Consider the following 23,347-nt stretch of genomic DNA (forward strand, 5'->3'; position numbering starts at 1 on the left):
CGTCAGCGCTCCGCGACCGCTGAGCGGATCGCCGACAGCGCGTCGGGGATGCGCGTGGCGTCCGAGCCGCCACCCTGCGCGACGTCGTCCTTGCCGCCGCCGCCCCCGCCGAGGATCTTCGCGGCGGTCCGCACCAGCGCACCGGCCTTGACCCCGGCGGTCCGTGCCGCCTCGTTGGTCGCGACGAGGACGAGCGGACGGTTCTGCGCGACGCCGGTGGCGGCGACCACGGCGGGCTCGGACCCGAGCCTGCCGCGCAGGTCCAGCACGAGGGTTCGCAGTTCGTCCGCGCTGCCGATCTCGCCGGCGTCGTGCGCGATCAGGCGCACGCCGTCCACGTCCACCGCGGTGTCGACGAGCGAGCCCGCAGCCAGGGCGAGCTGCTCCCTGCGGAGCCGCTCCAGCTCCTTCTCCGCGGCCTTGAGCTTGGTGAGCGTCGCCGACAGGCGGTCGGGCAGCTGCGCCGAGGGCACCTTCAGCATCTCGGAGAGTTCGGTGACGAGCGCCCGCTCGGCGGCGAGGTGACGGAAGGCATCGAGTCCCACGAGCGCCTCGATGCGCCGGTTGCCCGAACCGACGGACTGCTCGCCGAGCAGCGTCAGGCTGCCGATGAGCGACGTCGAGGGAACGTGCGTTCCACCGCACAGTTCGCGGGAGAACTCGGCGTTCATCTCGACGACGCGCACCGTCTCGCCGTACGCCTCGCCGAACAGCGCGGTGGCGCCGAGCGCCTTCGCGTCCGCGAGGGACATGATCTTCGTCTCGACCTCGTAGTTGTCGCGGATCGCGATGTTCGAGACCTCTTCGATCTCCGACCGGGCCCCGGCACTGATGCCCTCGCCCCAGGAGAAGTCGAACCGGAGGTAGCCGGCCTTGTTGAAGGAGCCGCGCTGCAGCGCCTCGGGGCCCAGGATCTCGTGGAGGGCGGCATGGACGATGTGCGTGCCCGAGTGCGCCTGCTCCCCCGCGTGGCGGCGCCGGCGGTCGACGGCGGCCGTCACCACGGCACCCTGGAACACCTCGCCCTCGCGCACCACGGCGCGGTGGACGCTCAGGCCCTTGACGGGACGCTGGACGTCGAGGACCTCGACCACGAAGCCGTTACCCGTGATGAACCCGATGTCGGCGGCCTGCCCGCCGGCCTCGGCGTAGAACGGCGTCTGGTCGAGGACGAGTTCGATCTCGCTTCCCTGCAGGGCGCTCGGGACGGACTGGCCGTGGTCCAGGACGGCGACGATCGTGGCCTCCGTGGTCAGTTCGTCGTAGCCGGTGAAGACGGTCTGGCCGCGGCCGAGCAGCTCGGTGAACACGGAGAGGTCGGCGTGTCCGGCCTTCTTGCCGCGGGCATCGGCCTGGGCGCGGTGGCGCTGCTCGAGCATGAGCGAGCGGAAGCCCTCGGCGTCGACGGCGAGCCCGGCCTCCTCTGCCATCTCGAGCGTCAGGTCGATGGGGAACCCGTAGGTGTCATGGAGCGTGAAGGCGTCCTGGCCCGACAGCGGGCGCTGCTCGGAGAGGGACTCCCGCACGGCCTCCTCGAGGCGCGCGGTGCCCGAGGCGATGGTGCGCAGGAACGCCTTCTCCTCGGCGTAGGCGATCCGGCTGATGCGCTCGAAGTCGGTGTCGACCTCCGGGTAGACGCCCTTCATGGCGTCCCGCGAGGCGGGCAGCAGGTCGGGCAGGCAGGCCTTCTCCACGCCGAGGAGCCGCATGGCGCGGACGGCGCGGCGGATCAGCCGGCGCAGCACGTAGCCCCGGCCCTCGTTGGAGGGGGTCACGCCGTCGGTGATGAGCATGAGCGAGGAGCGGATGTGATCGGCGACCACGCGCAGGCGGACGTCGTCGGTGTGGTGCGGGTCCTGCGGGGACTCGGAGCTGGTGTACGTCTTCCCGCTGAGTGCCGCGGCGCGGTCCAGGACGGGACGCACCTGGTCCGTCTCGTACATGTTCTCCACGCCCTGCAGGATCATCGCGAGGCGCTCGAGCCCGAGGCCCGTGTCGATATTCTTCTTCGGCAGTTCGCCCAGGATCTCGAAGTCGTCCTTGCCGGTGCCCTCGCCGCGCTGGTACTGCATGAAGACGAGGTTCCAGATCTCCACGTACCGGTCGTCGTCGGCCTCCGGACCGCCGTCGGCCCCGTAGGCGGGACCGCGGTCGTAGAAGATCTCCGAGCAGGGACCGGCGGGGCCGGGCTGGCCGGTGGACCAGTAGTTGTCCTTCTTGCCCATCTTCTGGATGCGCCCGGCGGGGACGCCGACGACGTCGCGCCAGATCTCCAGGGCCTCGTCGTCCTCGTGGTAGACCGTGATCCACAGCTTCTCCGCGGGCAGGCCGAACCCGCCGTCGGCGAGGTCGCTGGTCAGCAGCTCCCAGGCCATGCGGATGGCATCGGCCTTGAAGTAGTCACCGAAGGAGAAGTTCCCGCACATCTGGAAGAACGTCCCGTGCCGGGCGGTCTTGCCGACCTCCTCGATGTCGCCGGTGCGGATGCACTTCTGGACGCTCGTGGCACGGCTGTAGGGGGCCGTCTCGCGGGCGGTCAGGTACGGGATGAACGGCACCATCCCGGCCACGGTGAACAGGAGGGACGGGTCCGAGGAGATCAGCGACGCCGAAGGCACGACCGTGTGCCCGTTCTTCTCGAAGTAGCTCAGCCAGCGGCTGGCGATCTCGTGGGACTTCATGGGAGCAGATCCTTCGGTGGGTGGTCCGGACGCCCGGACGGGGAGATGGGACCCGGCGGGCTCGCGCGGGTCGCGGTGCGGGGCCCGCCGTGCCGGTCCGCCGCACGGACCGGCAGGCCGGGCGTCGGCGGCCGGAGACCCGGCGGCACCGGCGGTGCGTCGTCCTAGCGGAGGGAGCGGCGCGTCGCGGGGGCGTCCGCCGCGGCGTCCTTGGCTGCGGCGGTGGGAGCCGGCACGCCGAGGGCGGAGCGGAGGTCGTCCTCCCGCTCGTTCATGGAGGAGCGCAGGGCATCGGCGAAATCGGCGATGCTGTCGCTGATCTGCCCGACGGCGCGGTTCAGGCCCTCGGGGCCGAGGTTCGCCTTGGCCTGGGTCACCTTGCGCACCGCGACCACACCGATCGTGATGCCGGCTGCCAGCCAGAAAGCTCGTCTGATCATCGTTGTCTCCGGTTCGTCGTTGGGTTAGCGGCTACGGCGGCGGCGGGCGGGCGAGGTCCGGCCGGCGAGGGCCGAGCGGACGCCGTACGAGAAGGCCGAGACCTTGATCAGCGGAGAGCCGACGGTGGCGGCGATCAGCGAGGACAGCGCGGAGATGTTCGCCGACGCGTCGGAGACGTTGGAGGTGATCCCGTCGACCGTCTTCAGCTGGCGGTGCGTGGTGCTCACGGTGCTCGTGACCTCTTCGATCAGCGGCGTGGTCTCGTCGGTGACGGTCCGGATGGCCGTGCGGAGCTCGTCGAACACGCGTCCGAGCTTCCAGATCGGAACGGCCAGCAGCAGGACCAGGACGGCGAACACGCCCGCAGCTATCAGGCCGGCAATATCTCCACCTGACATGGGCGGTCTCCTTTACGCATGGGTGCACCGCCGGAAGGGGCGGGCAGGGAATTTCGTGCTCCTAGTACCTTACAGAACGAAGAGCCCGCGGCGGGTGCCGCGGGCTCTTCGACCACGCCTGTCGTTCAGGGCCGCGGGGAACCCGCGGACGTGGACACTAGCGTGCGTAGTACTCGACGACGAGCTGCTCTTCGCAGGTCACGGGGACCTCGGAGCGCTTCGGGCGACGCACGAGGCGCGCCTGGAGCTTGTCGAGCTGGACGTCCAGGTAGCCGGGAACGGCGGGGAGGACGTCGCGGTGCGCACCGGCGGCGGCAACCTGCAGCGGGACCATGGTCTCGCTGCGGCTGTGCACGTGGATGAGCTGGCCTTCGGCCACCCGGAACGACGGGCGATCGACGCGCGCGCCGTCGACCATGATGTGGCGGTGGACGATGAGCTGGCGTGCCTGGGCGCTGGTGCGGGCGAACCCGGCACGGAGCACGAGGGCGTCGAGACGCATCTCGAGCAGTTCGATCAGGTTCTCACCGGTCAGGCCCGAGGTCCGGCGTGCTTCTTCGAAGACACGGGCCATCTGCGCTTCGCGGATGTTGTACTGGGCGCGCAGGCGCTGCTTTTCGCGCAGACGGACGGCGTAGTCGCTGTCCTGCTTGCGACGCGCACGGCCGTGCTGGCCCGGCGCGTACGGCCGACGCTCGAGGTACTTCTCGGCCTTGGGAGTCAGGGCGATGCCGAGGGCTCGCGAGATGCGGACCTTCCGGCGGGCACGTGTGTTGTTAGCCACGTCTACCTTTCGATGTTTTTGCGGCGAAGAAGCGGACCTGCGCCACGGGGGCGTCCGCACTTCCGGTGTCGCTGGCCTCCACTTGCGGAGAGCCGGGATTGGCCGCTTCCCGGTACTACAGTCCGCCGCGACCCTGGCCGCCCACCGCACGCAGCGGCAGGAACCTGCTGCAGGGCACGGAGGATGGCTGGTACACGACGACTTGCCAGTCAGCGTTCAATGCTAGCAGCGAGAGGGCGGTGGGCCGAATCCCGACGGCAGCCCGCCACGACCGGCGGAGACCCGGGACCTCACTTGCCGCGGATGATCCGTCGGAGCCGCGACAGGCGGGAGCCGATGTCCCGTTCGACCCCGCGGTCCGTCGGCTCGTAGTAGTTCCGGCCCACCAGGTCGTCCGGCGCGTACTGCTGCAGGGCGATCCCGTGCGGCTCGTCGTGGGAGTACACGTACCCCTTCCCGTGGCCGAGCTGGGAGGCGCCCGGATAGTGCGCGTCCCGCAGGTGGGCCGGGATGCCCTGGCCGCGGCCCGCGCGGACATCGGCGATGGCGGCGTTGATGCCGTTGTAGGCCGCGTTCGACTTCGGCGCGGTCGCGATGTGCACCACCGCCTCGGCGAGGATGATCCGGGCCTCGGGCATGCCGACGAGCTGCACGGCCTGCGCCGCGGCGACGGCCGTCTGCAGGGCCGTCGGGTCGGCCATCCCCACGTCCTCCGACGCCGAGATCATCAGCCGCCGGGCGATGAACCGCGGGTCCTCGCCGGCCTCGAGCATCTTCGCCACGTAGTGCAGGGCGGCGTCGACATCCGATCCGCGCAGGGACTTGATGAAGGCACTCGCGACGTCGTAGTGCTGGTCACCGGCGCGGTCGTACCGCAGGGCGGCGACGTCGACCGCCTTCTCCGCGTGCTGCAGCGTGACCAGCACGGGCAGGACCTCCTGCCCCTCCTGGTCGTCGTCGCCACCGGCCTCACCCTCGCGCCGGGAGTCGACGGCCGGCACGTCACGCTCGGACTGCGCGACGCCGGCGGCCGCCTCGAGCGCGGTCAGGCCGCGCCGGGCGTCCCCCGCGGCCAGGCGGACGAGATGCTCGAGCGCCTCCCCGGACAGCTCGACCGTCCCGGCGAGCCCGCGTTCGTCGTCGACGGCCCGCTGGAGCAGGCCCCGGATGTCGGCCTCGTCGAGCGGCCGCAGGGTCTGCAGGAGCGAGCGGGACAGCAGGGGGGACACGACCGAGAAGGACGGGTTCTCCGTGGTGGCCGCGATGAGGACCACCCAGCCGTTCTCCACCCCGGGGAGCAGGGCGTCCTGCTGGGCCTTGTTGAAGCGGTGGATCTCGTCGAGGAACAGGACCGTGGTCTGCCGGTACAGGTCGCGTGAGGTCAGGGCCTCGTCCATGACGCGGCGCACGTCCTTGACGCCGGCCGTGATGGCGGACAGTTCCACGAACTTCCGGCCCTGGCCGCGTGCGATCACGTGGGCGAGCGTCGTCTTTCCCGTCCCGGGCGGACCCCACAGGATCACGGACGACGGCGCCGCGTGGGCACCGGGATCGTGTTCCCCCGCGAGTGTCCGCAGCGGCGAGCCCCGGCCGAGCAGGTGCTGCTGGCCCACGACCTCCTCCACGCTGCGCGGTCGCATCCTCACGGCGAGCGGGCTGCGGGGCCGCAGGCCCGCCGAGCCGCGTGTGCTGCCGGCGGGCGCGTCGTCCGACTCGTCGTCGTCGGCCGCGGCACTGAATAGATCATTCACGGCCCCAACGTTACTGTGGGCCACTGACGCGCGGGCACCCGCCGAGGCTCCTCCTGACGGAGGGCGCCGGACCGCGCGCTCCACGAGAGGAAGCCGATGACCCCCAGCAGGTCCGTCCTGGTCGAGGCCGGGCGCCTCGAGGGGTGGCTCGCACGCTTCGAGGCACGGAACGGCCCCTTCGGTGTGCACAGTGCGCAGGCGACGCCGGAGCGCGCGGACGGCTCGGTCACGGTGACCGCCGCGAACGGCTGCATCGCGGTCCTGACCCCGCCCCTGCCACCGGGCACCCTTCCCGGGCCTGGACCGGACGGTGCGGCGCGTGGGTCGGCGGAGGGCGCGGGCCCGGTCCTGGACCTGCTCCCGGCGGTGGACCCGGCCACCACGGTGGGACTCCTGCTCATCCGGCGTGGCGGCTACTCGGTGGGCGTCGCGCGGGACGGCGGGGTCGTGTCCTCGAAGACGGGCACGCGCTACGTCCAGGGCCGGACGGCGGCGGGCGGCTGGTCGCAGCAGCGGTTCGCGCGGCGACGGGCCAACCAGGCGGACGCCCTCGTGGAGGAGACCGCGGCCCGCGCGGCCGTCCTCTTCGGTGCCCATCCGCCGTCGTGCCTGCAGCTCGGCGGCGACAGGACGCTGGCAACGGGCGTCCTCGGCGAACCCGTCCTCTCACGGTTCGCGGGCCTCCCCCAGGTCCCGTTCCTCACGGTGCCGGATCCCCGCTTCGCGGTCCTCAAGGAGGCCGCCCGCACGGCCCTGGCCGTCCGGATCACCGTGACCGACCCGCCCGGGGAGAACCCGTGACCGGGTGGCCGAACCGTGCACCGGCGCGGATCGGACCCGGCGCCGCCGTGCGCCTCAGGCCCTCCGGGCGGCTGCCGCGCGGAGGGCGGTGATCGCCGCGGCGGCGTCGTCCGCCCCGTAGACCGAGGACCCGGCGACGAAGACCGTGGCCCCGGCGTCGGCGGCACGGAGGATCGTCTCCTCCGTGATCCCCCCGTCCACCTGGATGGCGAGCGGCCGTTCCGCCCCCCGGACGGCGTCGGCGGCCCGGCGGATCTTCGGCAGGGTCAGGTCCAGGAAGGACTGCCCGCCGAACCCCGGCTCCACCGTCATCACGAGCAGCAGGTCGAGCTCGCCCAGCATGTCCAGGTAGGGCTCCACCGGCGTGGCCGGCCGCAGCGCCATGCCGGCCTCCGCGCCGGCATCCCGCAGCTCCCGGGCCAGCCGGACCGGGGCCGCCGCGGCCTCGGCGTGGAAGGTCACCGACGCGGCGCCGGCCTCGGCGTACGCGGGCGCCCAGCGGTCGGCGTCCTCGATCATGAGGTGCACGTCGAGCGGCAGCGGGCTGACCTGCTGGATCCTCCGGACGATCGGCAGTCCCAGCGTGAGGTTCGGCACGAAGTGGTTGTCCATGACGTCCACGTGCACGGCGTCGGCCGACGCGATGCGCTGCAGCTCGGCCTCCAGGTTCACGAAGTCCGCCGAGAGGATGCTCGGATTGATACGGAGATGCGTCACAGCCGTTCCTTTCGTTGCCTCTGTCCTGCCGTCCTCACGGATTCTTCCGGATCAGCGCCAGGTACATCGCGTCCGTGCCGTGCACGTGGGGCCAGAGCTGCGCACTCGTCCCGTGGCCGGCGTCGAGCGGTCCCCCGATGCTCACGGCGTCCAGCGCGGCTCCCGCGTCGAGCCGCTCGAAGCCGGTGCGCTTCCGCAGGCAGTCGTCGACGACGGCGTCCGTCTCGGCGTGGTGCGGCGAGCAGGTCACGTAGGCCACGACGCCGCCGGGGGCGACGGCGTCCAGCGCAGAGGTGAGGAGCTCGCGCTGCAGGGGTGCGAGGCCCACGAGGTCGGAGGGCTTCCGGCGCCAGCGCGATTCCGGGCGGCGGCGCAGGGCGCCCAGCCCGGTGCAGGGGGCGTCGACGAGCACGCGGTCGTAGCTCCCCGGCTGCTCCCGCCCGACGTCGCGTCCGTCCCCCACGCGGAGGGTCCAGGAGTCCTCCGGCAGGGGCCGCAGCGCCTGCCGCACCAGCTGGGCGCGGTGCGGGACCGGCTCGTTCGCCGTCAGGTGCACGCCGTCGTCCAGCCCGATCGCCGCCAGCAGGGCGGTCTTGCCGCCGGGGCCGGCGCACAGGTCCAGCCATTGCTCGGGCCCGTCCGTCCGGCGTCCGGGGAGGTCGACGGCGGCCAGCGCCCGCGCCACGAGCTGCGATCCCGAGTCCTGCACGCGGAGGGTGCCTGCGGCGATGCCGGGGAGCCTGCTGATGTCGCCGCCCGAGTAGTAGGCCGATCCCGGTGCCAGCCGGCCCGGCTCGGCTCCTTCCCCGAGGGCGTCGTCGAGCGTGCCGAGCCCCGGCAGGGCGACGAGATGGACCACGGGCGCGGCGTTGTCGGCCGCCAGGAGGGCGTCGATCTCCGAGACGTCCCGGCCGTGGGCGACCAGCGCCTGGCGCATCGCGCGGACGATCCACTCGGGATGGCTGTGGGTCAGGGCCGCGATGGCGGTCGGGTCCGTCAGGCCCTCCACGAGGACGGCGATCCAGCCGTCCAGGTCATGTGCGGTGACCTTGCGGAGCACGGCGTTCACGAGCGAGGACGGACCTGCGCCGATCACGGCGCGCACGAGGCCCACGGTCTGGTCCAGCGCCGCGTGCGCGGGGACCCGCATCGCCAGGAGCTGGTGCACACCGAGCCTCAGGGCGTCCAGGACGGCGGGGTCGAGCTGGTCCAGCGGGCGGTCGACGCAGCGGGCCAGGACGGCGTCGTAGGTGCCCTGCCCCCGCAGGGCCCCGTAGGTGAGCTCGGTCGCGAAGCCGGCGTCGCGGCGGTCGAGGCGGTGCTTGCGGATGCTGGTCGGCAGCACGAGATTCGCGTAGGCGTCCTCGCCGGCCACGGCACGCAGGACCTCGAACGCCACGAGGCGTGCGGGATCGGCGCGGCGGGTGCGCTGCGACGGCGCGGCCTGGGAGAACTGCCGGTCGCCGCCGCGGTTCCGTTCCCGGCCCTGGTCGTCGCGACGCCGGGTGCCGCCGCCCTGACCGGCGCCCTGGGCCTTGCCTCCGGCACCCTGGCTGCGCTCACCGCGCCCGCCCGGTCCCCTGTTCGTTCCTCCGGTAGCACTCACTCGAACACCAGCTCTCCGCGCGTCGCCGCGCCCCGCGCCCAGTCGAGCGCTCTCATCATCTTCTTCCCGGCCGGCTGCAGGTCCCCGAGGACCAGCACGTCCGTGCCCGTGCCCACCAGGACGTGCCGCCCGACGACGTCGATCCGGCCGGGCGGAACGGCCGGCTGTCCGCCGTCCATGCCCCCGGCCGTCGCCCCGTCCTCACCGCCGCCGATCGGGGTGACGGGTCCGAGCTTCACCCGCTGCCCGTCGAGCGTGCTCCATGCCCCGGGCTCGGGGGTCACCGCATTGATGCGGCGGCGCACGGCGACGGCCGGGAGCGACCAGTCGATCCGTGCGTCGTCGATCGTGAGCTTGGGGGCGAGAGTCGCCTCGCCCGTCTGGGGTGTCGCCGTCACCCGACCCGCCTCGAGACCGGACAGGGTCTGTACGAGCAGGACCGCGCCGCTGTGGGACAGGCGGTCGAGGACCTCCCCGCTCGTGGCGCCGGGGTCGAGCGTCTCCGTCATCACGCCGAAGACGGGACCGGTGTCGAGCCCCTCCTCGAGGAGGAACGTGGTCGCGCCCGTCACGTCGTCCCCTGCGAGGACCGCGTGCTGCACGGGGGCTGCGCCCCGCCAGGCCGGGAGGACCGAGAAGTGGAGGTTGATCCAGCCGTGCCGGGGAACGGCCAGTCCGGCCGGTGGGACGATCCCGCCGTAGGCGACGATCGCCGCGGCGTCGAGGGCGAGGGTCCCCAGGTGGGCGACGAGGTCCGGGGTGAAGCGGTTCGCCTTGAGGACGGGCAGCCCGAGCTCCTCGGCGGCGGCGGCGACCGGACTCGGCGTCAGGACCCTGCGGCGCCCCACGGGCGCGTCGACCCGCGTGAGGACGGCGGCGACGTCGAAGCCTGCGTCCACCAGTGCGCGCAGCGACGGGACGGCGACCCCGGGCGTCCCCGCGAAGAGGATCCTCATCGGCCGGTCCTGCCGGCCGCGCCGGCGCGGCGGCCGGCCACCGGCGTCGCAGGCGTCGCCGGTGTCGCAGGACGGGTGAAGCTCGATCCGAGGGACCGGGAGCGCTCCACCGCGGTCCGTGAGGTGACCTGGTTGTAGTCGGCACTCCGGATGGCCCTGAGCGCATTCTTCCGGTCCTCGCCCGAGAGCCGGTCGATGTACAGGGTGCCGCGGAGGTGGTCCGTCTCGTGCTGGAGGGCGCGCGCCAGCATGCCCTCGCCCTCCACCGCGATGTCCTGCCCGGACACGTCCTTGCCCGTGACGCGCGCCCAGTCGGACCGGTCGACGAAGCTCCCGAGGCCCGGCACGGAGAGGCAGCCCTCGACGTCGGACTCCCCCTGCGATGCGCCGCCGACCTCGAGCACGGGGTTCACCACGTGCCCCTGGACGCCGTCCACCCGGTAGGTGAAGACCTGGAGCCCGATGCCGACCTGCGGTGCGGCGAGGCCGGCCCCCTGCACGTCGATCATCGTCTCGGTCATGTCCTCGACCAGCCGGGCGAGCTCGGGCCCGAACTCGGTGACCTCCGCCGCGGGGGTGCGGAGGATCGGATCGCCGATCATGCGGATACTCAGGACGGCCATCGGTGCTCTGTTCCTCGCTTCGGTCACTTCTGATACGTCGGACGCTCGTGTCGCTCCAGCTGCCCCGGAGGGCGCGCGCACCGCGGCGGCGGTCCGAGGATGTCGTGGCACCCCCGGCCCGATCCGGGCGCGAGGTACCCGTCAATCCTAGTGCCGCGGCGCCCGGACCGTATCCGACGCCGACTCCGGACTCACCGTCGACGGCTTCCGGGGCACGCGCCCTGCCTCAGGCGGGCAGTGCGGGTTCGGCGGGGGCCGGCCGGGCGGGCGGCGGTCCGAGCGGCAGGAGCGCCCGGCCCGCCTCGTCGGCGTCGAGGCCGGCTTCCCACGCCCGGCGGAGCGCGCAGAACCGCAGCCAGTGGTTCCTCAGCACGGCGGGATTGGCCCGCATGGCCCGGACCTCGGTCTGGCCGACGGCCACCCCGAGCAGCAGCGGCTGGTCCCCGTGCTCCCACGCGCGCCACTCGCCCTTCAGGGGATCGACGAGGGACTCCTCCGCTTTCATGCCGGCCACGAGCTGCATGACCACCTTGTCGTCCAGCGCCTTCACGAATCCGTCGCGGTCGGTGTTCTTGGTCTTGTAGTCGATCAGGCACGTGCGGCCACCGATCGTGGCGACGAGGTCCAGGGTGCCCGCATACCCGAGTTCGCTGTTCCACACCGTCAGTTCGGGTTCCACGGGACGGACGTCGTAGAGGGCCCACCACTCGTCGAACCGCTGGGCGAAGCCGAGCTCACCCTGCTCCTCGAGGGCCAGGCGTGCCGCGTCGAGCTCGTCGGGACGCCCGAGGGCCCGCAGTGCCACCTGTTCGCAGTAGTGGTGCACCCGCGTCCCGCGCAGGGCCGCCTCGTCGCGGTAGCGTTCGGCGGCCGACGCGGCCTCCCGGACGGCGGTGCGCAGCTCCGAGGCATTGCCCAGGGCTCCCGGCAGGCGGGGGTCGCGGGAGAGCGCGGTGGCCGCCATGTGGCCGTACCAGCCGCCGAGGGACGTGGGGAGCTGCGAGATGACGGTGGTGATGGACGGGACGGCGGGCTGCTCCGACGTGGAGCGGGCGTACATCCGGCCGTGCGGTGTCGCGTGGGCGAGGAGCGGGGCGGTCATGACCCCAGTCTGTCAGGTGGCTCCGACAGCTCCGATCCCGGCGGCGCCGTCCCCGCCGGTTCCCCGGAAGGGACGGCGCTCCCCGCCGATTGGACGAACCCCCGAACGTCCTATAGAGTTTTCTCTCGTTGGAAAACGAAGAAACACCGCGAAATGCATGGCATCGAGCAGGAGGTTTCGGTTCTTTTCCTTTGCGGACGTAGCTCAGCTGGCTAGAGCACCACCTTGCCAAGGTGGATGTCGCGGGTTCGAATCCCGTCGTCCGCTCGCAAGTCACTGTATGGCCGGATCCGTCCGGTGGTCGGAGCGATCCGATCATGGTGGGGTGGCCGAGAGGCGAGGCAGCGGCCTGCAAAGCCGTATACGCGGGTTCGAATCCCGTCCCCACCTCGGTGCAGAACGAGCACGAGTACCCATGAGAATGGGCGATTGGCGCAGCGGTAGCGCGCTTCCCTGACACGGAAGAGGTCACTGGTTCGATCCCAGTATCGCCCACGACGGCGCCCCCTCGGGGGCGCTTTTTTGCGGACGTAGCTCAGCTGGCTAGAGCACCACCTTGCCAAGGTGGATGTCGCGGGTTCGAATCCCGTCGTCCGCTCTCAGGCCGGTTGTCGGCCGTAGCCCGGTCCTGGCGAGGACCGGGCTTTTTTTGTGCTCCGCCGTCGGCGAACCGCCCCTTCCGCGCAAGCGATCCTCCCGGTCCTCACCTATGCTGGATGCAGCGGAAACGGACTGCGTTTCCACGACCGAAAGGAGGTGTCCGTGGGTTTATTTGACGGGCTCAAGGGCAAGGCCGGCACCCTCGCGGGTAAGGCGACCGAACTGATTGGCGACAATTCCGACAAGGTGAAGAACGGCATCGGGAAGGCTGGCGACTTCGTCGACAGCAAGACCCAGGGCAAGTACTCGCACCACATCGACGGAGTGCAGACGAAGGCTTCGGAGATGGTCGACAAGGTCGACAAGAAGGACGGCAAGGACGGCTTCGGCCCCACCTCCCCGCCGGCCGTGTAACACCCAGCCTGGCAATGAGGAAGCGCCGGTCCCGCCGAGAGGCGGTACCGGCGCTTCTTGCGTACCAGGGCGCGGAGGCCCGCCCGAGAACTAGGAAGCCACGTCGCTGCCCTGCCGGGCGAGGGCCGTGAGGCGGGAGACCGCCCGGTAGTACTTCTTCATGTAGCCGCCGTGCATCATCTCCTCGGTGAAGAGGTGGTCGAACGTCGTGCCGCTCGCCATGATGGGCACGTCGCGGTCGTACAGCCGGTCCGCGAGGACCACGAAGCGCAGCGCGACGGCCTGTTCCGTGATCGTCTCCACGTTGTGCCAGGCCACGGCGTCGATGCCGTCGAGCATCTGCCGGTAACGGCTCGGGTGCACGTCGGAGAGGTGCCGGAGGAGATCCCCGAACTCGTCCTCGGCGAGGACCCCGCCGGCGTAGGACGCGACCCTCTCGCGCAGGCCGGCGTCGTCCATCGCATCGGGGGCCTGCGGCAGGCCGCGGTGGCGGAAGTCCTCGCCGTCGATCCTGGCCACCTCGAACTGGTCGGCGAGCACCTGGATCTCCCGCTGGAAGTCCTGGGCGGCGAAGCGCCCGTCCCCCAGGGATCCCGGCAGTGTGTTGGAGGTCGCGGCGAGTTTGACCCCGGCGTCCGCGAGTTCGCGCATCAGGCGCGACATCAGCACGGTGTCGCCCGGATCGTCGAGTTCGAACTCGTCGATGCAGACGAGGCTGTAGCCGCTCAGTGCGTCGACGGTCTTGCGGAAGCTGAGCGCTCCCACCAGGTTCGTGTACTCGACGAACGTCCCGAAGGCCTTCGGTCCCGAGGACGCGTGCCACAGGGACGCCAGGAGGTGGGTCTTGCCCACCCCGAAGCCGCCGTCGAGGTAGATGCCGGCCCGTGTCTCGGGCTTCTTCCCCCCGCCGAAGAAGCGGCGGAGGCCCGACGGCTTCGGCTCGTCCACGGAGGCCGCGAAGTCGCGGAGCTTCGAGACGGCGGCCGACTGCGACGGCTGCTGCGGGTCCGGACGGTAGGTGTCGAAGGACACCTGGCCGAAGCGGGGCGACGGGTAGAAACCGCCCAGCAACTCATCGACGGAGACCCTCGGGCTGCGCTCTGTCAGGTGTTCGATGGCTGGCACGGACGTGGACCGCTTTCTCTCTCCGGCTGGTGGTGGCGGCGGCACGCCCGCAGGCTGCCGTTCCGCTACGCAAGACTACGGCACCCCCGTCCGCGCGGTGCTTCCGGGACCCGCTCCCGGCGGCTCTTGACGCACGACCGATCCCGGAAGCAATTGCCCGGCCGCGTCGTTAGGCTAGAGGAAACCACGATCGCCCGTCCGCAGGACGTCGCGGTCGTGTCCTGACAGCTGACAGCTACGCGAAAGGCCGCAATGACCCTGGCTCCCGACCCGCAGGACAAGTTCGCCGAGTACGCCCACCCCGAGCGGCTCGTCTCGACCGAGTGGCTCGCCACGAACCTCGGCGCCGAGGGACTCGTCGTCGTCGAATCGGACGAGGACGTCCTGCTGTACGAGACGGGCCACATCCCGGGAGCCGTGAAGATCGACTGGCACACGGAGCTCAACGACGAGGTGACGCGGGACTACATCGATGGTGAGGGCTTCGCGCGCCTGATGGCGGCCAAGGGCATCACGCGCGATTCCACCGTCGTCATCTACGGCGACAAGAGCAACTGGTGGGCCGCCTACGCGCTGTGGGTCTTCACGCTCTTCGGCCACGAGGACGTCCGCCTGCTCGACGGCGGCCGGGACAAGTGGGTCGCCGAGGACCGGACGCTGACCACCGACAAGCCCGCAATCGCCGCCACCGACTACCCGGTCGTGGACCGCGACGACGCGTCCATCCGCGCCTACCTCGGCGATGTCCTCGACCACCTGGGGAATCCGCTGATCGACGTCCGCTCCGGGGACGAGTACACGGGCGCCCGCACCACCATGCCCTCCTACCCCGAGGAGGGCGCCCTGCGCGGAGGCCACATCCCCACCGCCCGCTCCGTCCCGTGGGCACGGGCCGCCGCGACGGACGGGACCTTCCGCACCCGCGCCGAACTGGACGCCATCTACCGGGACGAGGCGGGGCTGCAGGACGGCGACGACGTCGTCGCGTACTGCCGGATCGGGGAGCGCTCGAGCCACACCTGGTTCGTCCTCACGCACCTGCTTGGCTTCGACAGGGTCCGCAACTACGACGGCTCGTGGACCGAGTGGGGCAATGCCGTGCGCGTGCCCATCGTCCGCGGCACCGAGCCCGGCGACCTGCCGGCCGCGGCGCGGACATCGGCACGATGACCGCGGAGACCGTTCCGGCGAAGCTCGCCGAGATCATCGACGACTTCCAGGCCCTGTCCGAGGCGGACCGCCTGCAGCTCCTCCTCGAGTTCTCCACCGGACTCCCGGGGCTGCCCGAGCGGTACAGCGACCATCCCGAGCTGCTCGAGCAGGTCGTCGAGTGCCAGAGCCCGCTCTTCCTCACCATGGAGATCGGCGGCGGGCCGGACCGTCCGGTCCACCTCTTCTTCTCGGCGCCGCGCGAGGCCCCGACGACGCGCGGGTTCGCCGGCGTGCTGCTCGAAGGCCTGGACGGACTGCCGGCCGCGGAGGTCCTCGCGGTGCCGGACGACGTCCCCGACCGCCTCGGCCTCACCCGCGCCATCACCCCCCTGCGGATGCGGGGCATGTCCGCGATGCTGGGACGGATCAAGCGGAAGATCAGGGAAGCCCAGTAGCCGCCGCGCCGGGCATCTTCCCGCCGGGGAGGGTCCGGCCGTAGAGGTACCCGTCGAGCCAGCGTTCGACGACGGACTCCCACCGCTGCGGGTCCACGTTCCACTCCTTCGTGTGCCGGGCCCGGTGGAACCGCTCGAGCGTCACGAAGGTGGGATTCTTCGCGGCCAGCTCGACCGAGGCGCCGATGGGGACGAACTCGTCGTCCTCGCTGTGGAGGATCAGGGTGGGCAGGGTCAGCTGCTCGGCGCGCGTGATCCAGTCCATGCTCTTGAGATCCAGCGGAGCGGCGAGACCGGTGATCCTGCGTGCACGCTGGCTCGCCAGGAGGTACTGGCCGAGACGCCCGATGGGCGCGGGGATCCGGTTCAGCGCGGCGTGGTGCGCGAGCACCTCCATCCAGTTGATCACCGGCCCGTCCAGGACGAGCGCGGTGATCCGGCTGCGGTGCCGTGAGAGGTCCGCGGTCTGCAGGACGATCGCCCCGCCCATCGACCACCCGAAGAGCACCACGTCACGGGCACCGTGCGTCATCGCGAAGTCGATGGCGGCGTCGACGTCGTGCCATTCCGTCATGCCGAGGCCGTAGCGGCCGTCCGGTGCCGCGGGGGCTTCGCCGTCGTTCCGGTAGGAGATGACCAGACTGGTCATGCCCAGGCGCCGTGCCGGGGCGACCGCCCTCAATGCCTCGGCCCGGGTGGCGCCGCGGCCGTGCACCATGATCGCCCAGGTGCCGGACGCCGCCTCGGCGCGGACCAGCCAGGCGGGAGCTGCCCCGCCTTCGACGGGGATGAGTACCTCCTCGTCCGCGAAGCCCACCGCGGACGGCGAGGCGTACACGGCGCCGCTCCACCAGCCGCGCGTCGCCGCCGCCAGGTCCCCCGCGTGCACCGTCTCGACGCAGCGTTCCACGGTGCCCTCGCGGGGCACGTAGGAGCGGATGGCCCCGATGCGGGCGTGGCCGGCCCCCTGGTCGAAGTACAGGCTGTAGGTCCCCTCCACGGTCGTGTCCTCGGTGGCGGGGAGGATGACCGTCTGGTTGCCGGCGGACCCGACGACGGCGAGGATGTCGAGGTTCTCGTCGCGGGTGCGCGCGGGCGTCACGACCTGCCGCGCGAAGTACACCGCGAGTCCCGAGACGGCGCCTGCCGCGGAGGATGCGACGGCGGCCCCCGCTCCCACGCCGAGCGCTGTCCACTTGAGCCACGGTGCGGTTCCCTGCTGCCCTGCGGCCGATGGCGTCATCGATGTCATGGTTCCATTTCTACCCTGCGGCGCCGAGGTCGTCGATTCGCGGACCGTTGCGATCCCGACCGGGATGGCGTGGAGGACGGCGCAGTACAGTGGCGCCATGACCCAGACAATCCTCGTACTGAGCGAAGAAGCACTGACCGCCCCGGATCTCCGCAACCTGCAGACGCTGCGGGGCGAGGACCATCTGGTGGAGATCGTCGTCCTGATCCCCGAGGACGCCAGCGAATCGGTGCTGGGTGAGTTCTTCCGCCACCTGAGCCTGTTCGAGGTGGGCGAGGCGTTCCGGACGTTCTCCGCCGACGACCGCCGCCATGACGAGGCCGCCGCCCGTGAGGCGCTCGAGACGTCGCTCCGGCTGCTCGAGGAGGAGGGCTTCGCGGCCCGCGGACGGACGACCAGCGAGAATCCTGTGGACGCCATGATCCAGGAGGCGGCGGACAGCGGCGCCGCCCAGGCCGTGGTGATCACCCGCCCCCACGCCGTGGCGGACACCTTCCACACCGACTGGGCCAGCAAGGCCCAGGCCAAGCTCGGCATCGCCGTGCTGCACCTGTACTCGGGGTCGGGATTTATTGGTGACTCGTAGGCGTTGCAGGGGTTATGACCACTGAACGCGAGAGCTACCGGCCAGAGATCGAGAAGTCCGACGACGAGTGGCGGCAGGAGCTGACCCCCGAGGAGTTCCAGGTCCTGCGGAACGCCGGCACCGAACGCCCGTACACGGGCGAGTACTACGACGCCAAGACGGCGGGCACCTACGAGTGCCGGGCGTGCGGCGCGGAACTGTTCACGAGCAACGAGAAGTTCGACTCGCACTGCGGCTGGCCCTCCTTCTGGGCCCCGCTCGCCGAGGGCACGGTCCGCTACCTGCACGACCGCTCGCTCGGGATGGAGCGCATCGAGGTACGGTGCACCCGCTGCGACTCCCACCTCGGCCACCTGTTCAAGGGCGAGGGCTTCGACACCCCGACGGACCAGCGCTTCTGCATCAACTCCGTCTCCATGAAGCTGGTGCCCGCCGAGTAGTCCCGCGGCCGGAGAGCGTGCGCGGATGACGCAGGAAGGTCGGCCCTCCGGGGCCGGCCTTCCTGCGTTCCGGGTGCTGTGAAGACCGGCTGGTTCTCCTGCAGACGGAACGCATGACGAGGGCAAGGATCTCTGATGCTTGCATGGTCTGGGTGTAAGAGATCCTGTTCTGATTGCTACGCTCGCCGCAGACGTACCACCAGTCGTCCCGGCCGGAGAAAGCAGGAGCCATGACCGTCACCCCCCTCGTTCGAGCGCACAGCACGCCGCAGCACACCGACGCCTGGAAGGCGCTCAAGGCCGCAGCCCACGCGCTGCGGCTCCTGCAGGTCAAGGACGGCTCCATCCCCGACGCCGACCACCACGCGGAGGCCTCCGAGCACACCCTCCGCATCATTGCCGCCGTCGAGGAACTCGCGCCCCTGTTCCCCCACGACGCCGACTACCTCGCCCGCACCGTGACGGCCTTCGAGGCATGGCGCGCCGGCGGCTTCACCGTCCCCGACTTCCTCGAACCGCTGCTCGCCTTCCAGCCGCAGCTGGAGCGCACGGACGGCCTGCAGCACCTCGTCGTGTTCCCCATGTACACCCAGAACGGCAGCACCAGCCGGCTCGTCGAGGCCGTGCTCATCGAGGTGCTGTGGCCCGAGTTCGTCGCCGAACTGGAAGCGGGCGACTACTCCAATGCCCTCTTCGTCCCGATCAGGTTCCTCGACTTCACCGACGGCTACAGCACGAACTCCGCGGTGCTCTTCCCCGAGACCGTCGCCGTGAGCCGCACGCCCACCTTCACGTGGGGCGCCATCTTCGCGGACCGGGAGGCCGCGCGCTTCCGTCGCGTGGTCCGCGCCGCCGCCGGGATCACCCGCCTCGACCTGCCCGACGAGGCGCTCGAGCTGCTGGAGGACCAGACGCTCGCCGAGGAGACCTTCGTGATGTGGGACCTCATCCACGACCGCACCCACATGCGCGGCGACCTGCCGTTCGATCCGTTCATGATCAAGCAGCGCATGCCGTACTTCCTCTACTCGCTCGAGGAACTGCGCTGCGACCTGACGGCCTTCCGTGAGTCCGTACGGATCGCCGAGGACGACGACGCCTCCCCCGAGGCGCGCAGGCACGCCCGGCTCGTGCAGTACGCCGTGATCTTCGACCGCATCTTCCGCTTCAGCATCACGGGCAGCCGCGTGCGCAACTACGACGGCCTCGGCGGCCAGCTCCTGTTCGCCTGGATGCACCAGCACCGCGTCCTCCACTGGACGGACACCAAGCTCACCATCGACTGGGACGAGGCGGCCGACGTCGTCGTCGCCCTCGGCGAGCAGATCGAGCAGCTGTACTGGCGGTCCATCGACCGCCCCAAGATCGCCCACTGGCTGGCCGCCTACGAGCTGGTCTCGGCCACGGTCACACCGCACCCGGCGTCCGTGTGGGCGAAGGGACCGGACGCGCTCGAGCTTCTGGGCCCGCCGCGCGCCCTCACCGACGCCGTCCTCGACGACGAGTTCCCCCTGTCCATGTTCTTCGAGGCGCTGGAGCGGAAGATGAAGCCCGTCATCGAGTCCACGGCCGGCATCACGGCGGACGCGGCATGAGCGGCGGCACCCGCGCCCGGACCGCCGTCGTGGCCGGCGCCACCAGCGCCGCCGGCATCGCCCTGACCCGGCGGCTGGTGGCGGACGGACTCGCCGTCGTCGCCGTCGGCTCCCACGCCGGCCGCCTCGACGCGGCGTTCGGGGGGCTCGACGGCGTGGACCGGCAGGCGTGCGACCTGACCGACGAGGCCGCGGTCCTCGCCCTCGCCGACCGCGTGCGCGCCGGCCACGGTGGCGCGGACGCCCTCTTCCACCTCGTCGGCGGCTGGCGCGGCGGCAAGGGCATCACCACGCAGACCACCGAGGACTACGACTTCCTGCACCGCTCGGTCTTCGTGACCCTGTTCACCACGAGCCGGGCGTTCTACGACCAGCTGGCCGAGCGCGGAGGCCGGCTCGCCGCCGTGTCCGCCACGGCCGTCGCCGCACCCACCGCGGCGAACGCGTCCTACGCCGCGGTGAAGGCCGCCGTCGACGCCTGGGTCCAGGCCGTCGCCGACGGCTTCGCCCGGGACGGCACGACGGCGGCCGCGACCGCCGTCGTCGTCAAGGCCCTCGTGGACGACACGCTGCGCGAGCAGCACCCCGAACGTACGTTCCCCGGCTACACGCACGTCGACGACCTCGCGGCGATCCTCGCCGGACTGCCCGGGGCGCCGGCCGCGGAGGTCAACGGGACCCGGATCGACGCGGGTCGGGGATAATGGGACGGTGACCGATACCCTGACCTCCGTGGCCTCGCCCGCCTCCCTGCACGACCGCACCCAGCGCAGTTTCGCGTCGGACAACTACTCGGGGGTGCATCCCGAGGTCCTCGCGGCCGTCGCCGCGGCGAACGAGGGACACCAGGTCGCCTACGGCGAGGACCAGTACACGGCGCGGCTGCTCGACGTGATGGAGCACCACTTCGGCGAGGGGATCTCCATCTACCCCGTCTTCAACGGCACCGGAGCGAACGTCCTCTCCCTGCAGTCGATGCTCCCGCGGTGGGGCGCCGTGATCTGCCCGCAGACCGCGCACATCAACGTCGACGAGAACGCCGCGCCCGAGCGCGTGGGCGGCATCAAGCTCCTGACCGTGCCCACGCCGGACGGCAAGCTGACGCCCGAGCTGATCGACCGCGAGGCCTGGGGGTGGGGCGACCAGCACCGCGCGCAGCCCCTCGCCGTCTCCATCACGCAGACCACGGAGCTCGGCACGCTCTACTCGGTCGCCGAGATCAAGGCCATCGCCGATCACTGCCACGCCCGCGGGATGCGCCTGCACATGGACGGTGCCCGGCTCGCCAACGCGGCAGCGGCACTGGGCCAGCCCCTCCGCGCCTTCACGCGGGACGCCGGCGTGGACATCCTGTCCTTCGGCGGCACCAAGAACGGCCTCATGTTCGGCGAATGCGTCGTCGTGCTGGACCAGGAGGCGTCCACCGGGCTGGAGTACCTCCGCAAGCTCAACATGCAGCTCGCCTCGAAGATGCGCTTCGTCTCCGCCCAGCTCATCGCCCTGCTCGACGGGGACCTGTGGCTCCGCTCGGCGTCCCACGCGAACGCCATGGCGGCCCGCCTCACGGAGGGGGTCCGTGGGATCCCGGGCGTCACGCTGACGCAGGAGACCACCGCGAACGCGGTCTTCGCGATCCTGCCCCCCGGGGCTGCGGACCGCATCCGCGAGAGCTTCCGGTTCTACGACTGGGACCAGGCCACGGGCGAGGTCCGCTGGATGTGCTCGTTCGACACCACCGAGGAGGACGTCGACGCCTTCATCGACGCCATCCGCAGGGAGGCGTCCGCCTGACGGTCCCGGCGCGCCGCCGCCGCGCGCGCTTCGGCAGGGCATAGCCTGCGGGAGTGAGTGCAATCGGTGGCGTGTCGGAGCTTCCCGCAGAGTTCCTCGACGCCCTCGCGGGGCTGCGGAAGGCGGCACGCCGCAGCGAGATCCGTCTTGAGGAGGTCCCCGCGCCCTCGCGCCTCGCCCCGTTCGCCGTCGCACTCGGCGCCGAGGTGTTCGAGGCGACCCCCGTACCACCGGTCCCCGTGCACGGTCCGGCACGCTCCCTCATCGTCGCACCCGACCCGGAGGAGCTCGCGACGGGCCGCTTCATCCTCCTCTACGATCCCGCGGGCTCCGAGGTCTGGAACGGCCGCTTCCGGATCGTGACGTACATCCGTGCCCAGCTCGAAGCGGACATGGGCAACGACGCCCTCCTCGGCTCCGTGGCCTGGACCTGGCTCGTCGAGGCCCTGCGGAACCACGGCGCCCGCCATCACAGCGCGGGCGGCACCGCCACCAGGATCCTCTCCGAGAGCTACGGCACGCTCGAGGACCGCCCGGACACCATCGACATCGAACTCCGGGCCTCCTGGACGCCCGACACCTCCGACGTGCGGCGCCACCTCGAGGCCTGGACGGACATGGTGTGCACCTTCGCCGGCGTACCGCCCCTGCCCGTCGGGGTCGCCCACCTGCCGCACCGCCGGTCCTGACGCGCCGTGCGTCCGAGGACTCGCACGAGGGGCCGTCGGGTCCAGGAATGCCCCGGGATAGACTGAAAACACCATGAGTTCCCACACTTCCGAACAGACGGACCGCACCGAAGCGTCCCCTCCCGCCGACGCCGACATTCCCGAAGCACTCCCCCTCACCGAACCGCGCGACGGCGTGCCCCTGGTCATCGACACGCAGGCTGGGCTCGAACGCGCCGCGGCGGCCCTCGCGGCCGGGACGGGCCCGGCGGGCGTCGATGCGGAGCGGGCCTCGGGCTTCCGGTACGGGCAGCGCGCCTTCCTCGTGCAGATCCGCCGTGAGGGGGCGGGCACCTGGCTCATCGACCCGGAGCCCTTCGACGACCTCCGCATCATCGACGACGCCCTCGACGGCGTCGAGTGGATCCTGCACGCCGCCAGCCAGGACCTGCCCTGCCTCTCGGAGCTCGGCATGTGGCCGGACCGGCTCTTCGACACGGAGCTCGCCGCCCGGCTGGCCGGACTGCCCCGGGTGGGTCTCGCCGCCGTCATCGAATCGCTGCTCGGCTTCAGCCTCGCCAAGGAGCACTCGGCCGCGGACTGGTCGAAGCGGCCGCTGCCGGAGCCCTGGCTGCGGTACGCGGCGCTCGACGTCGAGGTCCTCACGGAGCTGCGGGACAAGCTGGCCGCACTCCTCGAACAGGACGGCAAACTCGCGATCGCCGAGGAGGAGTTCGAGCACATCCGGCAGACGCCGCCCGCGGAGCCGCGGGTGGATCCGTGGCGCCGCACCTCGGGGCTGCACCAGCTGCGCGACCGGCGGCAGCTCGCGGCCGTGCGCCAGATGTGGCTCGAGCGCGAGGACCTCGCGCAGCGCCGCGACGTCGCCCCCGGCCGGCTGATCCCGGACTCCGCGATCGTCGCCGCAGCCAAGGCCATGCCTACGACCGTCCCGCAGCTGCTGGCGACCAAGGGGTTCCACGGCCGGGCGGCGCAGAAGGAGGCCCCGCGGTGGATCCGGTGCATCAGCGAGGCAGGGAAGCTCACCGACCTCCCGCCCCTGCACGTCTCCTCCAACGCTCCTCCCCCGCCGCGCGTCTGGGCCGAGAAGGACCCCGAGGCCGCGGCCCGGCTGCAGACCGCGCGGCCGCGCGTGACGCAGCGTGCCGAGAAGCTGGGGATGCCGGTGGAGAACCTGCTGACCCCGGACTACCTGCGCCGCATCGCCTGGCGTCCGCCCGCCGAGATCTCGCTCGAGTCCGTCGCGGCGGCCCTCGCCGACCTCGGCGCGCGACCGTGGCAGATCGAGCAGGTCGCCGCCATCATCACGGTCGCGTTCCTCGACCCGGACCCGCTGCCGACCAGGGGCGGGCAGGAAGGCCAGGGCCCGGCTTCCGACTAGCAGAGTG

The 23,347-nt window shown here is 71.5% G+C and carries 23 protein-coding genes and 4 tRNA genes; 15 read left to right on the forward strand and 12 right to left on the reverse strand.

The window, feature by feature from the left end; translation table 11 throughout:
* Positions 1 to 2: 2 nt before the first annotated feature.
* From alaS to RY94_RS12605, 5 genes are all read right to left on the reverse strand, one after another.
* Positions 3 to 2,681 (reverse strand): alanine--tRNA ligase, encoded by a 2,679-nt coding sequence (alaS, locus tag RY94_RS12585; RefSeq protein ID WP_043445559.1) that lies wholly within the window; start codon positions 2,679 to 2,681, stop codon positions 3 to 5.
* Between the two features lie 164 nt (positions 2,682 to 2,845).
* A complete protein-coding gene (locus tag RY94_RS12590) occupies positions 2,846 to 3,121 on the reverse strand; it encodes a hypothetical protein (RefSeq protein WP_231554523.1) in 276 nt (91 codons plus the stop codon).
* A gap of 24 nt (positions 3,122 to 3,145) precedes the next feature.
* The gene (locus tag RY94_RS12595) at positions 3,146 to 3,520 is read right to left on the reverse strand and encodes a DUF948 domain-containing protein (RefSeq protein WP_043445562.1); all 375 of its coding nucleotides are present in this window, start codon (positions 3,518 to 3,520) and stop codon (positions 3,146 to 3,148) included.
* A 157-nt stretch (positions 3,521 to 3,677) separates the two neighbouring features.
* The gene (gene rpsD, locus RY94_RS12600) at positions 3,678 to 4,304 is read right to left on the reverse strand and encodes a 30S ribosomal protein S4 (protein WP_043445565.1); all 627 of its coding nucleotides are present in this window, start codon (positions 4,302 to 4,304) and stop codon (positions 3,678 to 3,680) included.
* A 290-nt stretch (positions 4,305 to 4,594) separates the two neighbouring features.
* Positions 4,595 to 6,055, reverse strand: coding sequence for a replication-associated recombination protein A (locus RY94_RS12605; RefSeq protein ID WP_043445567.1), 1,461 nt, complete (start codon positions 6,053 to 6,055; stop codon positions 4,595 to 4,597).
* 96 nt (positions 6,056 to 6,151) lie between these two features.
* Between RY94_RS12605 and RY94_RS17935 the strand changes: the two genes are divergently transcribed.
* Positions 6,152 to 6,856: an acVLRF1 family peptidyl-tRNA hydrolase gene (locus RY94_RS17935; protein WP_043445570.1), complete on the forward strand. Its 705-nt coding sequence runs from the start codon at positions 6,152 to 6,154 to the stop codon at positions 6,854 to 6,856.
* A 54-nt stretch (positions 6,857 to 6,910) separates the two neighbouring features.
* On the opposite strand, the gene rpe is transcribed toward RY94_RS17935, so the two are convergent.
* The 5 genes from rpe to RY94_RS12635 form a co-directional block, all read right to left on the reverse strand.
* Positions 6,911 to 7,573: a ribulose-phosphate 3-epimerase gene (gene rpe, locus RY94_RS12615; protein WP_043445572.1), complete on the reverse strand. Its 663-nt coding sequence runs from the start codon at positions 7,571 to 7,573 to the stop codon at positions 6,911 to 6,913.
* Between the two features lie 34 nt (positions 7,574 to 7,607).
* Entirely contained in the window at positions 7,608 to 9,179 is a 1,572-nt protein-coding gene (locus RY94_RS12620) for an RsmB/NOP family class I SAM-dependent RNA methyltransferase (protein ID WP_043445575.1), read from the reverse strand.
* On the reverse strand, positions 9,176 to 10,135 hold the full coding sequence (locus RY94_RS12625; protein WP_043445578.1) for a methionyl-tRNA formyltransferase: 960 nt from the start codon (positions 10,133 to 10,135) through the stop codon (positions 9,176 to 9,178). The genes RY94_RS12620 and RY94_RS12625 overlap by 4 nt, the downstream gene beginning before the upstream one ends.
* Positions 10,132 to 10,758, reverse strand: a complete 627-nt coding sequence (gene def, locus RY94_RS12630) for a peptide deformylase (RefSeq protein ID WP_043445581.1) — start codon at positions 10,756 to 10,758, stop codon at positions 10,132 to 10,134. Before def ends, RY94_RS12625 begins: the two co-directional genes overlap by 4 nt.
* Before the next feature lie 226 nt (positions 10,759 to 10,984).
* Complete coding sequence (locus RY94_RS12635; protein WP_043445584.1) at positions 10,985 to 11,860, reverse strand: cytochrome P450; 876 nt, start codon at positions 11,858 to 11,860, stop codon at positions 10,985 to 10,987.
* A gap of 193 nt (positions 11,861 to 12,053) precedes the next feature.
* Here RY94_RS12635 and RY94_RS12640 point away from each other — a divergent pair.
* From RY94_RS12640 to RY94_RS12660, 5 genes are all read left to right on the forward strand, one after another.
* Positions 12,054 to 12,127: transfer RNA gene (locus RY94_RS12640), tRNA-Gly, on the forward strand.
* A gap of 52 nt (positions 12,128 to 12,179) precedes the next feature.
* A tRNA-Cys gene (locus RY94_RS12645) sits at positions 12,180 to 12,250 on the forward strand.
* Between the two features lie 33 nt (positions 12,251 to 12,283).
* Positions 12,284 to 12,355: transfer RNA gene (locus RY94_RS12650), tRNA-Val, on the forward strand.
* A gap of 29 nt (positions 12,356 to 12,384) precedes the next feature.
* Positions 12,385 to 12,458: transfer RNA gene (locus tag RY94_RS12655), tRNA-Gly, on the forward strand.
* A gap of 164 nt (positions 12,459 to 12,622) precedes the next feature.
* On the forward strand, positions 12,623 to 12,874 hold the full coding sequence (locus RY94_RS12660) for an antitoxin (RefSeq protein ID WP_082046393.1): 252 nt from the start codon (positions 12,623 to 12,625) through the stop codon (positions 12,872 to 12,874).
* A gap of 90 nt (positions 12,875 to 12,964) precedes the next feature.
* Here the strand turns inward: RY94_RS12660 and zapE are convergent, their stop codons facing one another.
* Positions 12,965 to 13,999 carry a cell division protein ZapE gene (gene zapE, locus RY94_RS12665; RefSeq protein ID WP_043445587.1) on the reverse strand — a complete coding sequence of 345 codons (1,035 nt, stop codon included), beginning with the start codon at positions 13,997 to 13,999 and terminating at the stop codon, positions 12,965 to 12,967.
* 252 nt (positions 14,000 to 14,251) lie between these two features.
* Here zapE and RY94_RS12670 point away from each other — a divergent pair, with 252 nt between their 5' ends.
* Entirely contained in the window at positions 14,252 to 15,169 is a 918-nt protein-coding gene (locus RY94_RS12670) for a sulfurtransferase (protein WP_043445590.1), read from the forward strand.
* Positions 15,166 to 15,606 (forward strand): SufE family protein, encoded by a 441-nt coding sequence (locus RY94_RS12675; protein ID WP_043445593.1) that lies wholly within the window; start codon positions 15,166 to 15,168, stop codon positions 15,604 to 15,606. Before RY94_RS12670 ends, RY94_RS12675 begins: the two co-directional genes overlap by 4 nt.
* Here RY94_RS12675 and RY94_RS12680 read toward each other — a convergent pair.
* Complete coding sequence (locus RY94_RS12680; protein WP_043445596.1) at positions 15,590 to 16,858, reverse strand: alpha/beta fold hydrolase; 1,269 nt, start codon at positions 16,856 to 16,858, stop codon at positions 15,590 to 15,592. The two genes, RY94_RS12675 and RY94_RS12680, sit on opposite strands and share 17 nt — an antisense overlap.
* A 97-nt stretch (positions 16,859 to 16,955) precedes the next feature.
* Here RY94_RS12680 and RY94_RS12685 point away from each other — a divergent pair, with 97 nt between their 5' ends.
* The 7 genes from RY94_RS12685 to RY94_RS12715 all read left to right on the forward strand — a co-directional run bounded on the left by RY94_RS12685 (position 16,956) and on the right by RY94_RS12715 (position 23,340).
* Positions 16,956 to 17,444 carry a hypothetical protein gene (locus RY94_RS12685; RefSeq protein ID WP_043445599.1) on the forward strand — a complete coding sequence of 163 codons (489 nt, stop codon included), beginning with the start codon at positions 16,956 to 16,958 and terminating at the stop codon, positions 17,442 to 17,444.
* A gap of 14 nt (positions 17,445 to 17,458) precedes the next feature.
* A complete protein-coding gene (gene msrB, locus RY94_RS12690; protein WP_043445601.1) occupies positions 17,459 to 17,884 on the forward strand; it encodes a peptide-methionine (R)-S-oxide reductase MsrB in 426 nt (141 codons plus the stop codon).
* A gap of 230 nt (positions 17,885 to 18,114) precedes the next feature.
* On the forward strand, positions 18,115 to 19,479 hold the full coding sequence (locus RY94_RS12695) for a DUF6421 family protein (RefSeq protein WP_043445605.1): 1,365 nt from the start codon (positions 18,115 to 18,117) through the stop codon (positions 19,477 to 19,479).
* Positions 19,476 to 20,183, forward strand: coding sequence for an SDR family oxidoreductase (locus RY94_RS12700; RefSeq protein WP_043445608.1), 708 nt, complete (start codon positions 19,476 to 19,478; stop codon positions 20,181 to 20,183). Before RY94_RS12695 ends, RY94_RS12700 begins: the two co-directional genes overlap by 4 nt.
* A gap of 7 nt (positions 20,184 to 20,190) precedes the next feature.
* Positions 20,191 to 21,270 carry a threonine aldolase family protein gene (locus RY94_RS12705; RefSeq protein ID WP_082046327.1) on the forward strand — a complete coding sequence of 360 codons (1,080 nt, stop codon included), beginning with the start codon at positions 20,191 to 20,193 and terminating at the stop codon, positions 21,268 to 21,270.
* 53 nt (positions 21,271 to 21,323) lie between these two features.
* Positions 21,324 to 21,959 carry a DUF3000 domain-containing protein gene (locus RY94_RS12710; protein ID WP_082046328.1) on the forward strand — a complete coding sequence of 212 codons (636 nt, stop codon included), beginning with the start codon at positions 21,324 to 21,326 and terminating at the stop codon, positions 21,957 to 21,959.
* Between the two features lie 73 nt (positions 21,960 to 22,032).
* The gene (locus tag RY94_RS12715; protein WP_052274323.1) at positions 22,033 to 23,340 is read left to right on the forward strand and encodes an HRDC domain-containing protein; all 1,308 of its coding nucleotides are present in this window, start codon (positions 22,033 to 22,035) and stop codon (positions 23,338 to 23,340) included.
* Positions 23,341 to 23,347: the final 7 nt, after the last annotated feature.

It is taken from the genome of Arthrobacter sp. L77, from assembly GCF_000816565.1.
Taxonomy (GTDB): Bacteria; Actinomycetota; Actinomycetes; order Actinomycetales; family Micrococcaceae; genus Arthrobacter_D; species Arthrobacter_D antioxidans.